The 15,317-nt window shown below is 71.0% G+C and carries 13 protein-coding genes; 5 read left to right on the plus strand and 8 right to left on the minus strand.

Translation table 11 applies throughout. From position 1 onward, the window contains the following. From KF837_11905 to KF837_11915, 3 genes are read left to right on the plus strand one after another with little or no spacing between them, the layout of a single operon-like run. Complete coding sequence (locus tag KF837_11905; GenBank protein ID MBX3228014.1) at positions 1 to 1,395, plus strand: sigma-54-dependent Fis family transcriptional regulator; 1,395 nt, start codon at positions 1 to 3, stop codon at positions 1,393 to 1,395. Next, a complete protein-coding gene (locus KF837_11910; protein MBX3228015.1) occupies positions 1,392 to 2,627 on the plus strand; it encodes a PAS domain-containing sensor histidine kinase in 1,236 nt (411 codons plus the stop codon). Before KF837_11905 ends, KF837_11910 begins: the two co-directional genes overlap by 4 nt. A 20-nt stretch (positions 2,628 to 2,647) precedes the next feature. Continuing rightward, positions 2,648 to 3,199, plus strand: a complete 552-nt coding sequence (locus KF837_11915; protein ID MBX3228016.1) for a hypothetical protein — start codon at positions 2,648 to 2,650, stop codon at positions 3,197 to 3,199. A 6-nt stretch (positions 3,200 to 3,205) separates the two neighbouring features. On the opposite strand, the gene KF837_11920 is transcribed toward KF837_11915, so the two are convergent. Further along, the gene (locus KF837_11920) at positions 3,206 to 3,544 is read right to left on the minus strand and encodes a hypothetical protein (GenBank protein MBX3228017.1); all 339 of its coding nucleotides are present in this window, start codon (positions 3,542 to 3,544) and stop codon (positions 3,206 to 3,208) included. A 205-nt stretch (positions 3,545 to 3,749) separates the two neighbouring features. Here KF837_11920 and KF837_11925 point away from each other — a divergent pair, with 205 nt between their 5' ends. Next, on the plus strand, positions 3,750 to 4,553 hold the full coding sequence (locus tag KF837_11925) for an endonuclease/exonuclease/phosphatase family protein (GenBank protein MBX3228018.1): 804 nt from the start codon (positions 3,750 to 3,752) through the stop codon (positions 4,551 to 4,553). Positions 4,554 to 4,561: 8 nt separating this feature from the next. After that, positions 4,562 to 6,397, plus strand: a complete 1,836-nt coding sequence (locus KF837_11930) for a hypothetical protein (GenBank protein ID MBX3228019.1) — start codon at positions 4,562 to 4,564, stop codon at positions 6,395 to 6,397. 7 nt (positions 6,398 to 6,404) lie between these two features. Here the strand turns inward: KF837_11930 and KF837_11935 are convergent, their stop codons facing one another. The 7 genes from KF837_11935 to KF837_11965 form a co-directional block, all read right to left on the minus strand. After that, entirely contained in the window at positions 6,405 to 7,103 is a 699-nt protein-coding gene (locus KF837_11935; protein ID MBX3228020.1) for a Uma2 family endonuclease, read from the minus strand. 186 nt (positions 7,104 to 7,289) lie between these two features. Further along, on the minus strand, positions 7,290 to 9,698 hold the full coding sequence (lon, locus tag KF837_11940; protein ID MBX3228021.1) for an endopeptidase La: 2,409 nt from the start codon (positions 9,696 to 9,698) through the stop codon (positions 7,290 to 7,292). A 371-nt stretch (positions 9,699 to 10,069) separates the two neighbouring features. After that, positions 10,070 to 10,516 carry a hypothetical protein gene (locus tag KF837_11945; GenBank protein ID MBX3228022.1) on the minus strand — a complete coding sequence of 149 codons (447 nt, stop codon included), beginning with the start codon at positions 10,514 to 10,516 and terminating at the stop codon, positions 10,070 to 10,072. Between the two features lie 41 nt (positions 10,517 to 10,557). Continuing rightward, positions 10,558 to 12,258 carry a hypothetical protein gene (locus KF837_11950; protein ID MBX3228023.1) on the minus strand — a complete coding sequence of 567 codons (1,701 nt, stop codon included), beginning with the start codon at positions 12,256 to 12,258 and terminating at the stop codon, positions 10,558 to 10,560. A gap of 39 nt (positions 12,259 to 12,297) precedes the next feature. Then, complete coding sequence (locus tag KF837_11955) at positions 12,298 to 12,957, minus strand: DTW domain-containing protein (GenBank protein ID MBX3228024.1); 660 nt, start codon at positions 12,955 to 12,957, stop codon at positions 12,298 to 12,300. Beyond that, on the minus strand, positions 12,954 to 13,631 hold the full coding sequence (locus KF837_11960) for a pseudouridylate synthase (protein ID MBX3228025.1): 678 nt from the start codon (positions 13,629 to 13,631) through the stop codon (positions 12,954 to 12,956). Before KF837_11960 ends, KF837_11955 begins: the two co-directional genes overlap by 4 nt. Beyond that, positions 13,628 to 15,283, minus strand: coding sequence for a methylmalonyl-CoA mutase (locus KF837_11965; GenBank protein ID MBX3228026.1), 1,656 nt, complete (start codon positions 15,281 to 15,283; stop codon positions 13,628 to 13,630). Before KF837_11965 ends, KF837_11960 begins: the two co-directional genes overlap by 4 nt. Positions 15,284 to 15,317 lie beyond the last annotated feature (34 nt).

Raw genomic sequence — 15,317 nt, forward strand, 5'->3', positions numbered from 1 at the left:
GTGGAGGAGCGCGTGAGCCCCAAACGTCCCCGCGTCCTCGTCGCCGACGACAACACCGACGTCCTCGACGCTCTCCGCCTCCTCCTGAAGAGCGAGGGCTTCGTCGTCGTCCCCGCCACCTCGCCCGCGGGCGCGGTCGCCGCGCTCCAGGCGGAGCCGTTCGACGCCGCGCTCCTCGACATGAACTACACGCGCGACACGACGTCGGGCGGGGAGGGGCTCGACCTCATCACGTCGCTCCGCGCGATCGATCCCGCGCTCCCGATCCTCGTCCTCACCGCGTGGGGCAGCGTCGCGGGCGCGGTCGAGGCGATGAAGCGCGGCGCGCGAGACTACGTCGAGAAGCCGTGGCAGAACGAGCGGCTCGTCGCGGCGCTGCGCACGCAGATCGAGCTCCGCGCGGCGGTGCAGGAGTCGGCGCGGCTCCAGGGCCAGAGCGAGCGCGAGCTCGAGCGATCGCTGCCGGGGATGATCGCGACGAGCAAGGCGATGGAGCCGGTGAAGCGCCTCATCGAGCGCGTCGCGAGCTCGGACGCGAACGTGCTCGTCACCGGCGAGCACGGCACGGGCAAGGACGTCGTCGCGCGCCTCATCCACGCGCGGTCACCGCGCGCGCGGAGGGCCTTCGTCCCCGTCAACGCGGGCGCGCTCGCGGACGGCGTCTTCGAGAGCGAGCTGTTCGGCCACGTGAAGGGCGCGTTCACCGACGCGAAGGCGGACCGGATCGGTTGCTTCGAGCTCGCCGACGGCGGCACGTTGTTCCTCGACGAGATCGGGACGATGCCGACCGGCCAGCAGGCGAAGCTCCTGCGGCTCCTGCAGACCGGCGAGTTCTCGCCGGTGGGATCGTCGCGCGTGCGGAAGGCCGACGTGCGCGTGGTCTCCGCGACGAACGCGGACATCGCGAAGGAGGTCGCGCGCGGCGCGTTCCGCGAGGACCTCCTCTATCGGCTGAACACGGTCGAGATCCGGCTGCCGCCGCTCCGCGATCGCGACGAGGACGTCATCGCGCTCGCGCAGCACTTCCTCCGCGTGAAGGCGGCGCGCTACGGCAAGGCGATCGAGGGCTTCGCGCCCGACGCCGCGGCGGCGCTCTCGGCGCATCGCTGGCCGGGCAACGTGCGCGAGCTCGAGCACGTGGTGGAGCGCGCGGTCGTCCTCGCCGACGCGGGGGCGATCGGGCTCGGCGAGCTCGACCTGCGTCCCGCCGGCGGCGGCGGCGCGTCGGGCGGCGCGATCGAGCGGATGACGCTCGCGGACGCGGAGGCGTACCTGATCCGGAAGGCACTCGATCGCGCGTCCGGCAACGTCGTCGCGGCGGCGCAGGAGCTCGGCCTCTCGCGGAGCGCGCTCTACCGCCGGCTCCAGGCGCTCGGGATCAAGGTGCAGGAGTGATCTTCGGGCGGGTTGCGGCGATCGCACTCCCGCCGGCCCTCGCGTGCGTCGCGGTCGCGTACGTCCACGCGCCGGGGTGGGTCGTCGTGCCCGCGCTCGCGCTGTCGGGCGCGATCGGCTACGCGGTCGACACGCAGCGCGAGAAGCGGCTCCGCACCGTTACGTCGGTCCTCGCGGCGTACCGCGCGGGCGACTACGCGATCCGCCCACGCGCGAGCGCGGCCGACGGCGCGCTCGCGGAGGTGCTCGTGGAGCTGAACGGGCTCGGCGATCTCCTGCGCGGCCATCGCCTCGGCGAGCTCGAGGCGTGGGGGGTACTCCGCAAGGTGATGGCCGAGATCGACGCCGTCATCGTCGCGGTCGACGGGGCGGGGAAGGTGCGGCTCGCGAACGACGCGGCCGCGCGCTTCGCGAAGAGGCCGATCGAGATCGGCGCCGACGCGGGCGCGCTCGGCTTCGGCGAGCTCGTCACCGGCGACGCGCCGCGCACGGTCGACGAGCGCTGGGAGCTCCGGCGCGGCACGTTCCGGCTCGCGGGGGAGCCGCAGACCTTGATCGTCCTCGCCGACGTGGGCCGCGCGCTCCGCGAGCGCGAGCGTGACGCGTGGCGCAAGATCATCCGGGTGATGGGGCACGAGATCAACAACTCGCTCTCGCCGATCCGCTCGATCGCCGACACGCTGGCGGCGCTCGCCGATCCGGCGAAGCGCGGCGAGGACTGGGAGTCGGACCTGAAGGACGGGCTCGCGATCGTGGCGCGGCGCGCGGAGTCGCTCGGGCGCTTCATGGACACCTACGCGAAGCTCGCGCGCCTGCCGCCGCCGACGCTCGTCCCGGTCGCGATCGGGCCGCTCGTCACGAAGGCGGCCGCGCTCTCGAGCGTGCCGGTGACGGCGGGCCCCGAGGTCACGCTGCCGGCGGACGCGGACCAGCTCGAGCAGGTGCTCATCAACCTGCTCAAGAACGCGGTCGAGGCGAAGACGGCCGACGTGCAGGTGTCGTGGAAGGTCGACCCCGGCGTCGTCGCGATCGAGGTCGTCGACGACGGCCCGGGCGTCGCCGATACAAAAAACCTATTTACGCCGTTTTTCACGACGAAGAAGGGCGGCTCCGGGATCGGGCTCGCGCTCTCGCGCCAGATCGTCGAGGCCCACGGCGGCCGCCTCACCCTGGAGTCGCGGACCGGCGCCGCGGGCGCGGTGGCGCGGATCGAGCTGCCGCTCGCGGATTGATTGCGTAGTACAATGGGCTCATGAAGCTCGTCGCCCTCCCGGCCCTGGCTCTCGTGCTCGTCGCCTGCGCTGCGGACGGCGAGATGAAGGTGAACGCCTCGACGAACGGCGACACGAACACGTCGGCGTCGGCCTCCGCGTCGGTCGAGGGCGAGGGCGGAGGAGGCGGGGCGGCGGAACCACCGGAGAGGGGGGAGGAGCCGGAGAAGGTGACGGCGACGGCGTCGTCGGAGCAACCCGCGACCTGTCCGCTCGTGTGCTACGTCGCGAACAAGGGCCGCGTCGCTCCGGCGGACGAGCAGCGCCTCGCGGGCGAGCTCGCGAGCGAGCTGACCCTGCTCCGCAGCTGCGGCTCCTCGAACGTGCGCCCCTCCCTCACGCTGCGCTTCGAGAGCAGCGGCCAGCTCACGGGCTTCGGCGTCGACGCCGAGCGCGGCAACGAGGGCGCCTGCGTCAACACGGTCCGCGAGCACCGCCCCGCCGTGACGTACCCCGGCCCCGCGACGCTGCGCTGCTCGGAGCGATGCCCCGGCGACTCGACGCGCGTCCCGCGCCGCCGCCAGCCGACGTAGCTCGACCTAGCTCGCGAGGTGGACGCGGCTACGGACGACGACGAACGTCGCGAGGAGCGCGCCGGTGCCGAGGAGCGCGAAGGCGAGCATCCAGGTCGGGTGCGTGACGCCGAGGATGACGCCGAGGAGCATCGCCGCGAGCATCACGCCGCCGGCGGCGACGCGGAATGCGAGATCGCCCGCGGTCACGGAGGGCAGGCGCGGACCGCGGCGCGCGAAGCGGAGCGGGAGGCTCCGTGCATACGTGGCGGCGGACCCGCCGGGGCGCGCGAGCAGCGCCGGCCGCGCGGCCCGGCGGCCGTGGAGGGGACGTTTCGTGCGAACATGCGGCGCATGAATGGCCATCCCCTGGCCGTTGCATCCCGCGCGCCACCCATCGCATTGCGCGCGCCGCGCATCGCGTCCTCCCTCGACGTGGGGCGTTTCCCCCCGGGGCCCCAATGCCCGAAGAGCGGCGCCCGCGGGCGCCGGTCGATGGGTTGGGGCGGGGTTTGGGGCAGAGCCCCATCATGAAGCGGAGCCCCAACACGAAAGCGTATAACGTGGGCTCATGCGGACCTTCCGCGCCGCCACGCTCAACATCTGGAACCGCTTTGGCCCGTGGGACGAGCGCCTCCGCGCCATCCGCGAAGGCCTGAGGACGGTCGACCCGGACGTCATCGGGATGCAGGAGGTGCTGCGCACGAGCGACCTCGATCAAGCCGCGGCCGTCTCGGAGGGCCTCGGCTACGACGTCGCGTGGGGGGTGGCCTCGGAGAACCACGGCTTCCCGGTCGGCAACGCGATCCTCTCGAAGTGGCCGATCCTCACGCACGAGCGCATCGCGTTGCCGGACGGGGGGAGCGACGAGCGGCGCTGCCTCCTCTACGCGCTCATCGACGCGCCGTTCGGGAAGCTCCCGTTCTTCTGCACCCACCTCAACTGGAAGCTCCATCACGGTCACGTCCGCCAGCTCCAGGTGAAGGCGATCGCGCAGGAGATCGCGCGCCTCGCGCCGATGGTCGACGGCGTGTTCCCGCCCGTCCTCGTCGGCGACCTCAACGCGGGGCCGGACGCGGACGAGATCCGCTTCCTCAAGGGCCTCACCGGGCTGGGCGGCGAGTGCGTGTATTTTGCAGATTCCTTCGAGCTCGCCGGCGACGGCTCGGTAGGCGCGACGTTCTCGAAGACGAACCCGTTCGCGGAGCCGCTCCGCGAGCCGGAGCGCCGCATCGACTACGTCTTCGTCCGCGGCCCCGACGACGCGCAGCGCGGCGAGCCGACCGAGGCGCGGGTGTGCTTCGATCGCCCGTACGAGGGAACGTTCCCGAGCGACCACTACGGCGTCGTCGCCACGATCACGGCGGGCCGCTGACCCTGCGAATGCGCTACGCCGTCGTCGTCGCTGCTGCACTCTGGTGGTCCCTCGCGCCGGCCTCGGCGCGCGCGCAGTCCCAGAAGCCGACCTCCCGCACGACGGAGTATTCGCCGTACGAGCGGGAGGCGATCACGATCGCGCTGAAGGAGCACGGTAAGACGATCGATCCCGCGCCGGAGGGGAAGACGATCGGCGACATCACGACCGTGCGGCTCGCGGTGCTCGAGCCGCGCGATCCGGGGCCGGAGCTGCTCCAGCCGATCCCGCTCCTGGCGCCGGTCGGGAAGTACCTGAAGAAGGACCACCTGAACTGGCTCCACTTCCAGTCGCGCGACTACATCATTCGGCGCGAGCTGCTCCTCAAGCCGGGCGACGAGTACGTCCAGGTCCTCATCGACGAGACGGCGCGCAACATGCGCGGGCGCATGACGTTCCAGGTCTCGCTCGTCGTCATCGTGCCGGTGAAGGCGGAGGAGCCGGACAAGGTCGACCTCCTCGTCATCGCGAAGGACATCTGGAGCCTCCGCCTCTCGTTCAACATCGTCGGCACCGCGAACGGGATCGAGGACTTCACGCTCGTGCCGCAGGAGACGAACTTCCTCGGCCTCCAGCACACGGCGTCGACGAGCTTCCGCATGCAGCCGGAGTCGCTCGCCTTCGGCGTGGGCTACCGGGTCCCGCGCTTCGGCTATTCGTGGATCGGCGCCGGCGCGAGCGCGGGCATCATCTTCAACCGGCGCAGCGGGCAGCCCGAGGGCTCGAGCTTCGGGCTCAGCGCGGGGCAGGGCCTGTACTCGACGCGGACGCCGTGGGCCTGGGACGCGGACGCGGGCTACTCCATCGGCGTCGCCCGTCGCTACTCGAACGCGCAGGTGTTCCGCTACGACTCGCGGCTGACGCCGGCGGTGCGGGACAACGTCCCGTGGGAGTACAAGAGCCGCTCGTTCGCGGGCTCGGTGTCGCTCACGCGCTCGTTCGGCTGGGCGCTCAAGAACAACTTCGCGATCGCGCTGAACGCCTCGACCGCGAGCTACGACACGTTCGACCTCTCCGCCTACGACCCGCGCGTGGCGGCCGACTTCCGCCGGCGCGCCCTCCCGACGAGCGAGTCGCGCGTCTATCCCTCCGTCGGCTGGCGCACCTTCCGCACCGACTTCCTCCGCACGCTCGACATCAACACGCTCGGCCTGCAGGAGGACTACCGCATCGGCCACGACGTCTCCTTCGGCTTCTACCCCGTCTTCAAGGCGCTCGGCTCCTCGCGCGACGTCTACGGCGTCTCCGGCCGGGCGGGGTATTCGATCGCGCTCGCGGACGGCATCTTCGGCGCGAGCGTCTCCACGTTCGCGGAGGTGAACGAGGGCATCATCAGCGACGGCTCGGTCAGCGCGTCCTTCGGCGCCGCGACCCCGCGCTTCGTGATCGGCCGCTTCGTGATGAACACGTCGATCTCGAACCGCTACCGGAACTACCTGAACTCGCGCGCGATCATCGGCGGCGAGGACCGCCTCCGCGGCTATCCGACCGGCATCTTCGCCGGCAAGGACACGGTCTTCCTCAACATGGAGTTTCGCTCGCGCGCGATCGAGATCTTGAAGGCGCAGCTCGGCGGCGTGCTCTTCATGGACTCCGCCGACGCCGCCTACGGCCTCGACAACCTGCGCCCGAAGCAGTCGGTCGGCTTCGGCGTCCGCGCGCTGTTCCCGCAGGTGAACCGCAACGTCTTCCGCCTCGACGTCGCGTTCCCGATCCAGCGGGGCCCGTTCCCCGACGCCGGCATCATGACGCCGGTGAGCCCGTGGGGGATCTTCTTCGCCTTCGATCAGGCCTTCGTGCCGTGAGCGCCCCTCAGGCGCCGGGCTCGACGCCGAGCTCTCGCAGCCGAGCCTCGAGCATCGCGGCCCGCGCCTCCGCGGTCGCCGCGCGCTCCTCCGCCGTCGCCGCGCGCTCGTTGCCGGTGGGAATCAAGACTCCGTCGAGGTCGGCCCAGCGCAGCCAGCGCTCGCGGAGATCCTCGAACACGCCGTCCCAAACGACGAGGCTCAGCCCGATCGAGGCGAAGCGCGGCTGCGGCTGGTGGACGTAGACGCCGCCCATGAGCGTGAACGACATCACCTCGCCGGCTCCGGTCTTGCCGAGCGGGTCGAACACCACGTAGTGCGTCACCCGCATTCGTTCGTAGTCGCGCAGCTTGTCGCTGAGCTCGCCGCCGTCGGTGTTGGACACGATCTCGATCACGACGTCCGGCGGCTTGCCGTACTCCCACACGAAGTACGACTGCCGCCGTTCGGGGCCGGTCACCGGCTTCGGCTCGACGTCGAGGCTCAGGAACGCGTCGGGCACGATCGCCGGGTTCTGCGCGATCGCGAAGACGCCGACGTTGGCGGCGGCGAAGAACCGCCGCCCCGGCTTCCAGCCGCTGTAGAGCGACTCCGTGAGCAGACGCATCTGCTTCTCTGCGAACACGCTGTCCACCGGCTTGCCGTCCTCGGTGATGAGGTGGCTAGTGTCCGGCGCGGGCCACGGACCGTCCGTGCCCGGATCCATGGAGCTCGGAGAGCTGCTTTGTGCCATCGCCATCGAGTGTACCTCCCATCGCTTGCGTCGTAGCCATCGCAAGCGACCAAGCACGCCACATGCCCGCACCCGCGCCCAGCGATTCCGCGCCTTTGCCTCCGCTCGCACCTGGCCCGGGCCAGATCGGGCCAGGCCAGGTGCCAGTTGGAGCTGGGCTCAGGCCACGCCGGCCGCGGAGGAGCCTGGCTTTGCTGCGTTCGGCGTGAGGAGGACCGTGCTCTCTGCGGGGGCCACCTCCTTTTCGAGGGCGGCGTCGATGACCTGGCTCATGTCGTCGACGAGCGTGATCTCGAGCTCCGCCTTCACCTCCTCCGGTACCTCGTCGAGGTCGCGACCGCACTTGGTCGGGAGGACGATCCGCTTCAGGCCCGCGCGGTGGGCGGCGAGGACCTTCGCCTTGATGCCGCCGACGGGGAGGACCCGTCCGCGCAGCGTCGCTTCGCCGGTCATCGCGGTGTCGGGGCGGACGCGGCGGCCGGTGAAGAGCGAGACGAGCGCGGTGAAGATGGTCACGCCCGCGGAGGGCCCGTCCTTCGGCACCGCGCCGGCGGGGACGTGGATGTGCACGTCCTGGTTCTGCACGCTCTCGGGCGCGATGCCGAGGCGCTCGGCGTTGCTGCGGACGTAGGTGAGCGCCGCGCGCGCCGACTCCTTCATCACGTCACCGAGCTGGCCGGTGATCTCGACCTGGCCCTTGCCGGGCATCTTCGAGGTCTCGATGAAGAGGATCGAGCCGCCGAACGGCGTCCACGCCATGCCGGTCGCGACGCCCGCGATCGACGTCCGTTCGGCCGCCTCGGAGTCGAACTTCGGCTTGCCGAGGTGCTTCGCGAGGTCCGTCTCGCCGATCGTGACGGCGGCGTCCTCCTTCGTCGTCGCGCGCGCCACCTCGAGCGCGGCGGCGCGGCAGAGCTTCTTGATCTCGCGATCGAGCTGGCGGACGCCGGCCTCTCGCGTGTAGTCGCGCACGATGACGGCGAGCGCGTCGTCGGTGATCGTGAGCTTGCCCTCCGCGATGCCGTGCTCCTTCGTCCGCTTGTCGACGAGGTGCTTCTTCGCGATGTGGACCTTCTCGTCGGTGGTGTAGCCCGAGAGCTCGACGATCTCGAGGCGATCGCGGAGCGGGGCCGACAGCGTCTCGAGCGTGTTTGCGGTGCACACGAACATGACCTCCGAGAGATCGAACGGCAGCTCGAGGTAGTGATCGGTGAACGTCTTGTTCTGCTCGGGATCGAGGACCTCGAGGAGGGCTGCCTCGGGCGAGCCGGCCCAGCTGTTGCCCATCTTGTCGACCTCGTCGAGGAGGATGACGGGGTTCTTCACCTTCGCCTTGCGGAGCGCGTGGACGATACGGCCCGCGAGCGCGCCGACGTAGGTGCGGCGGTGGCCGCGGATCTCGGCCTCGTCCCGCACGCCGCCGAGCGCGACGCGCACGAACGGGCGGCCGGTCGCGTCGGCGATCGACTGGCCGAGCGACGTCTTGCCGACGCCGGGCGGTCCGACGAAGCAGAGGAGGGTGCCCTTCGTGTTCCCCGAGAGCTTGAGCACCGCGACGTGCTCGAGGATGCGCTTCTTGATGTCGGCGAGGCCGTAGTGATCGCCCTCGAGCTGCGCCTGGATCTTGTCGAGGTCGATCTCCGCGTCGGCGCGCTTGTCCCACGGGAGGTCGGCGATGAGCTCGAGGTAGTTGCGGATGACGTGCACCTCGGCGCCGCTGCCGCCCATGCTCTCGAGGCGGCGGAGCTCGCGGTCGGCGACCTTGCGCGCGTCCTCGGGGAGGTTCGCCTCGTCGAGGCGCCTCTTGAGGAGATCGAGGTCGTTCTCCGGATCGTCGCCGAGCTCCTTCTTGATCGCGCGCATGTGCTCGCGGAGGACGTGCTCGCGCTGGTTCTTGCCGAGCTCCTTCTTGACCTCGCCTTCGATCTTGGCGCGGACCTCCGCCTTGGCCTTGCTCTCGCCGATGCGCTTCACGAGGAGGCGGATGCGCGCGGGCACGTCCACTTCGCCGAGGAGCTCGACCTCCTGCTCGGTGGGCAGATCGAGGAGCGCGATGATGCGGTCCGCGAACATGCCGGCGTCCTCGACGCCGTCGTACTCGGCCGCTTCGCCGAGCGCGCCGCCGGCGCCTTCGACGATGGCCTCGACCTCGAGCGCGAGCGCACGAGCGAGCTCCTTCGCCTCGACCGTGTCGCCGTTCTGATCGACGAGGTGGGTCGCGTTCGCCTTGAAGAAGGGATCGCGCGCGGTGAATTCGTCGACGCGCGCGCGGCCGAGACCTTCGAGCGTGAGCTCGTATTCGCGCTCGCTCTTCCGGCTGATCGTCTTGACGCGCGCGTAGGCGCCGAACGCGTAGACGTCGTCTTTGTCGAGCTCGACCGGCCGCGGATCCTTCTGCGTGAGCGTGAGGACGATGTCGCCGGGGTAGAGGGTGCGGAGGAGCGCGACGGATCGCGCGCGCCCGACCGCGAAGGTGAGGGTGGCTCCGGGCACGAGCACTCCGGAGCGAAGCGGCAGCACGGCAATGGGCGAAGGCGGCGTAGGAACGCCGTCACGGAGCTGAGACATTGTTCTCTCCTGACGAGCGAAGCCGCTGTCGAACGGTGCCCTCATGGCATCGCGATCGACTCCGCTACCGGGCAGAGAGAGAACCTAACGACGTCGCGAGCCCCGTCAATCGGTTGGCACGATTTTGCCCACACCGACGATTTCGCGAAACAGAAGCCGTTCCCGGAGCATCTCTCGCTTAACGAACACGCTTCGCCACGCGCTCCGCTCGCGCTCGTCGCCACGGGCAGGGCGCGCGGGGCGGGGATGGTTGGGCGCGGTGGTGCCGCGAGGCGTTGCGAAAGGCGGGCGGCTCGACGACGGATCGCCATGCCGTGCGCACGCGAGGATGCGCGCGTCTTCCTCGCGCGCGTCCTCCGGCTGTGCGTGGATTACGGCGAGCCCGGGGGCTTCGGGAGGCAGACGCCGACCTGGCAGGCGTTGCCGGCGGCGCAGTCGACCGCGGTCTGGCAGGGGAAGGCGCACTTGCCGGCGGGGACGTTGCAGCGGTGCAGGCCGCACGCGCCGTCGTTCGAGCACGGGAGCGCGAGCGGGCCCGGCGTCGCCATCTGGCCCGCGTTCGGATCGACGCCCGGCTGCGGAGCGGTCGGCTGCGGAGCGGGCTGCGGGTACTGCTGGCCCTGCGGCGGATACTGCTGCGGGTACTGCTGACCCTGCGGCGGGTATTGCTGCTGATACGGGTCCTGCGGATACGGCTGGGCGCTCGGCTGCGTCGGAGGAGGCGGGTCGCTGCCGCCGCACGCAGAGATGGCGATCGCGAGGACCGTCGTGCTGAAGAAAAAGGCCGTCGAAGTAAGCGTCAGCGTCGAGCGTCGCATGGTCGGTTTCTCCTTACCGAGACGAGGCTACCACCGATAGCTCAACCGCGTCTTACGACGTCGGTCGGGAGGTCGATCTCGCTCGTCGGTTCGTCGTCGTCGTCGAAGTTGTACTTCGGTTGGACGTGGGTACCCATCGGGCGAGTCACTCCGTGCACGAGGTCCCAACCCATGTCGCCCGGCTCAGCTTTCGCCGGCGCCCAGTCGGGATCGACCGGCGGCATGCTGAAGTTCGGCATCGCGACGTCGTCCGTGCCCGTGCCGCCTCCGAAGATCGGCGGCGGCGCGACGCCCACGATCGTCGCCGCGGGAGGGCGCATCGGCGGAGGCTCCGCCGCCGCGCCGAGGAAGAGCGCGCGCGCGTTCGGCGGGTTCGACGGCGGGGAGGCGGGGACGGAGCTCGGCGTCGGCGCCGCCGCGGGCGGGGGAGGGAAGAACGGATCGTCCTCGATGATCACGCTCGGCAGGTCCTGCACCGCGGGCGCGACCGACGCCGCGGGCTTCGCGGGCGGCTTCGAGATCGCGTTGCCGCTCGCGGGCGGCGGCTTCGGCGGCTCGGCCGACGGCTTCGTGACCGCCGGCGGCTGCTTCGACGACGGGACCGGCGGCGGCTTCGAGACCGCCGGCGGTTGCTTCGACGACGTCGGGACGGGCGGCGGCTTGGAGACGGCGGGCGCGGACTCGGGCGCCTTCGCGATCGGGACCGGCGGCTTCGCGGGCGCGGACGCGGCGGGCTTCGACACCGGCGGCGGCTCGGCCTTCGCCGCGGGCACCTCGATCTTCGCCGGCGGTGGCGGGAGCGACGCCGACTTCTGCGGCGGCGGCGGCGGCATCGACTCGGCCTTCGTCTGCGCGCCCGGCGGCGTCGGCAGCGGCGCCGGCTTCGCGATCACGGGCTCGGGCTGCGGCGTCGCCGCCTCGGGCGGGCGCGCGGAGATGCGCGCCGGCACGTCCATGCGCGGCGTGGGCGGGGCCTCCGGGACCTCGGCGCCCGCGCGCGGCGGCGCCTCGGAGGGCGCGCGCGGCATGTCCGACTTGCGATCGTCGGGGCCCGTCTCCGCGAGGCCGATCTGGCGCGCGAGCGCGTCGAGCGCGAAGAGGAGGCCCTCGTGCGCGGTCTTCGCGAGGATCGTCTCCCAGCCGATCGCGGCGACGAGCCCGGTCGGCGACGCGTCCCCGCTCTGATGCACCGACGCGAGCCACGCGACGATCTGCTCCTTCGAGAGCGCGGCGCACACCACGTCGGTGCCCTCGAGCTTCTGCGTCTTCAGCGCGAGGTGCTCGAAGAACCAGCGCTCGTCGAAGAGCGAGAGGTCGCGCGCGAGGGCGAGCGCCTTGCGCACCGAGCCGAGCGGGAGGTTCGCGCCGCGCCAGAACGCCCACCAGTCCTCGAGCGGGATCCAGTCGATCAGGATCTCCGGCGTGATGCCCTCCTCGATGACCGGCGCGTCGATGTCGCCCGCGTTCAGCGCGTCGTTCACCGTCATGCGGACGCGGTCGTCGTCGTCGCGGAGCGCGGACTTCTTCCCGCGGATGCCCCAGTTCGAGAGGAGGTCGGCGCGGACCTCGTTCGGCATGTAGAGAAAGACGCGGTCCTTCGCGCCGCTCTTGTCCTGCGGGAAGAAGTGCGAAAGGAACGCCTTGGCGTCGCGGATCCGGCCTTCGTCCGTCCGGCGAAAGGCTTCGAGCGCGAGGCATAGCTTGGTGACGGGCCGGCCGCGGGCGTTCCTGGGGTTCTGCACCGGCCACGAAGGTACCATGCACGGGTCTTTGCTGGGAAATTACGGCCTGACCTTCTCCCGTCCGCTCCGGGGATCGTGCTTGTCGACCCCCTCTGGAATTCCCCCTTTCACCGCGTCGGTCGGGATGGAGCCGCGGATCCAGAGCGTGCGCTCGACCATCGTCCGGAAGATCCCCTCGAGCGCGGCCTGCACCTCCGGTCCTTCCAGGATCCCGAACGCGCGCGCGATCGCCTCGATCGTCGCGAGCCCCGCCGGGTGCGTCTCGAGGCGCAGCCGGTACTCCGTCGGCGGCCCCAGCGGCAGCGTAGCGCAGCGGACGTCCCTCAGACCTGGGACACGCGCGCGCACCTTCGAGGCCTGGCGCCAGTTCCCGTCGGGGACGATGAGCGTGACGGGTCGATCGCGCGCGGTGAGCGGCTCCGCCCCTTCGTGCGGGAAGAGCAGCACCGGCTCGGTGCCCTCCGGCCACGTGACCTCGTCCTCCGGCTCACCTTCGCGCCCGCGCACGACCGTCGCGCTGTTCGTGAGCGCGAGCGTCGCGATGTGACCGGTGTTGGTCGGCTTCCGGAGCTCGGCCTTGTGCATGACGAGGACGAGGCGCGTCCGCGTCTCGAGGCGCGGGATGAGCGCGCAGATGCACAGGCTCATGTGCATCATGCATGCTTTGCAGCGGTGGCCGTAGTTGGCGCGGCGGCTCATGCGAAGGCGAAGGGGAAGGCGACCGCGAGCTTCTCGAAGGGGACGCGGAGGTCGTCCGGCAGCGGCGCCTCGACCTCGACGCGGGCGCCGGTGACGGGGTGCGCGAAGGCGATCGCGTGGGCGTGGAGCGCGAGGCGATGGAGGTCGTACGTCGCGCGGTAGTGGCGGTTGATCGACCCCGAGCCGTGCTTCACGTCGCCGACGAGCGGGTGGTCGATGTGCCGCAAATGCCGGCGGATCTGGTGGAGCCGGCCCGTCTCCGGCCGCGCGAGCACGAGCGAGCAGCGGTCGACGGTGGAGCGCGCGAGGACGCGGTAGCGGGTGAGCGCCGGCACGCGCGGTCCGTCCTCGGACCTCTGGATCGGGTAGTCGATGACGCCTTCGTCCGCCTTCACCGCGCCGCGGACGAGCGCGAGGTAGCGCTTCTCGACGCGTCCCCCCTCGAACGCGGCGGCGAGGGCGCGCGCGGCCTCCTGCGTCCGCGCGAACACGAGCGCGCCGCTGGTGCCGCGATCGAGGCGGTGGAGCGGGAACACGTGCGCGCCCCCGAGCGCGTCGCGGACGCGGAAGAGCGCGACGTCGTCGTCGCGATCCCAGCCGCGATGCACGAGGAGCCCCGACGGCTTGTTCGCGATCGCGACGTGGTCGTCGACGTAGAGGAGATCGATCGTCAAAGGACGAGCGTCTCGGTGTGCTCACCCCACACCTCGCGGAGCACGTTCGCGATCTCGCCCACCGTGCCGCCCGCCTTCACCGCGTCGAGGATGAAGGGGAGGAGGTTGTCGCTCCCGCGCGCGGCGGCGTCGATCGTGCGCAGCGCCGCGGCGTGCTTCGACGCGTCGCGCTTCCCCCGGAAGGCGCGGAGGCGCTCGACCTGCGCGCGCTCGATCTCGGGGTCGATCTTCATGATCGGGACCGCGGGCGAGTCTTGCACGAAGTCGTTCAGCCCCACGATCGTGCGCTGCTTCTTCTCGATCTCGAGCTGGTAGGCGTACGCGCTGTTCTGGATCTCGCGCTGCGGGTAGCCCTGCTCGATCGCGGCGACCATGCCGCCGAGCTCGTCGATGCGCGCGACGTATTTGTTCGCCTCCGCCTCGAGGCGGTTCGTGAGCGCCTCGATCGCCCACGCCCCGCCGAGCGCGTCGACGAAGTCGGCGATCCCCGACTCGTAGGCGACGATCTGCTGCGTGCGGAGCGCGATCGTCGCCGACTCGCTCGTGGGGAGGCCGAGCGCCTCGTCGTAGCTGTTCGTGTGGAGCGACTGGCAGCCGCCGAGCACGGCCGCGATCGTCTGCATCGTGACGCGCGCGACGTTCACGAGCGGCTGCTGCGCGGTGAGGGTCATGCCCGCGGTCTGGCCGTGGAAGCGGAGCGCCCGCGCGCGGTCCGTCTTCGCGCCGAAGCGCTCCTTCATCAGCGTGCTCCACATCCGGCGGGCGGCGCGGAACTTCGCGACCTCCTCGAGCACGTTGTTGTGGACGTTGAAGAAGAACGAGAGCTGCGCGCCGAACTGGTCGACGTCGAGGCCCGCGTCCTTCGCCGCCTGGACGTAGGCCATGCCGTCGGCGAGGGTGAACGCGATCTCCTGCGCCGCGTCGCAGCCCGCCTCGCGGATGTGGTAGCCGCTGATCGAGATCGTGTTCCAGCGCGGGACCTCCTTCCCGCAGAACGCGAAGATGTCGGTGATGAGGCGGAGGGAAGGGCGCGGCGGATAGATGTACGTCCCGCGCGCCATGTACTCCTTCAGCACGTCGTTCTGGATCGTGCCGCGGATCGCGGTCCGCGACACGCCTTGCTCCTCCGCGACCGCGATGTAGAGGCAGAGGAGGATCGACGCGGTCGAGTTGATCGTCATCGACGTCGAGATCTTGTCGAGCGGGAGCCCTCGCAAGAGCGTCCGCATGTCGTCGAGCGAGTCGATCGCGACGCCGACGCGTCCGACCTCGCCGAGGCTGCGCTCGTCGTCGGAGTCGCGCCCCATCTGGGTCGGGAGATCGAACGCGACCGAGAGCCCGGTCTGTCCTTGCTTCAGGAGGTAGTGGTAGCGCTCGTTCGACTCCGCGGCGGTGCCGAAGCCGGCGTACTGGCGCATCGTCCAGAGGCGGCCGCGGTACATGTTCGGCTGCACGCCGCGGGTGAACGGCGGCGCGCCGGGGACGCCGAGGTCCCGCTCGGGGTCCCAGCCCGCGAGGTCCTCCGGACCGTACAGCGGCGCGACGTCGGCGTGACCGGCGAGGTTCGCGACGCGGGCGCGGGGTTTCTCCTTCGCCTCCACGCGCGCGAGGGTCTCGGCCTCCCACTTCTTCCGGAGATCGGCGTAGGACATGACCGCGCTGCTTTAGCACGGTAAAGGTCAGGTG

It is taken from the genome of Labilithrix sp. (assembly GCA_019637155.1).
GTDB lineage: Bacteria > Myxococcota_A > Polyangia > Polyangiales > Polyangiaceae > Labilithrix.

Excerpts from the sequence above, each read along its gene's own strand:
- KF837_11945 (MBX3228022.1), bottom strand. The coding sequence starts at position 10,516 with ATGCGACGCTCGACGCTGACGCTTACTTCGACGGCCTTTTTCTTCAGC.
- KF837_11920 (MBX3228017.1), bottom strand. The coding sequence starts at position 3,544 with ATGGCCATTCATGCGCCGCATGTTCGCACGAAACGTCCCCTCCACGGC.
- KF837_11955 (MBX3228024.1), bottom strand. The coding sequence starts at position 12,957 with ATGAGCCGCCGCGCCAACTACGGCCACCGCTGCAAAGCATGCATGATG.
- KF837_11935 (MBX3228020.1), bottom strand. The coding sequence starts at position 7,103 with ATGGATCCGGGCACGGACGGTCCGTGGCCCGCGCCGGACACTAGCCAC.
- KF837_11915 (MBX3228016.1), top strand. The coding sequence starts at position 2,648 with ATGAAGCTCGTCGCCCTCCCGGCCCTGGCTCTCGTGCTCGTCGCCTGC.
- KF837_11930 (MBX3228019.1), top strand. The coding sequence starts at position 4,562 with ATGCGCTACGCCGTCGTCGTCGCTGCTGCACTCTGGTGGTCCCTCGCG.
- KF837_11925 (MBX3228018.1), top strand. The coding sequence starts at position 3,750 with ATGCGGACCTTCCGCGCCGCCACGCTCAACATCTGGAACCGCTTTGGC.
- lon (MBX3228021.1), bottom strand. The coding sequence starts at position 9,698 with ATGTCTCAGCTCCGTGACGGCGTTCCTACGCCGCCTTCGCCCATTGCC.
- KF837_11965 (MBX3228026.1), bottom strand. The coding sequence starts at position 15,283 with ATGTCCTACGCCGATCTCCGGAAGAAGTGGGAGGCCGAGACCCTCGCG.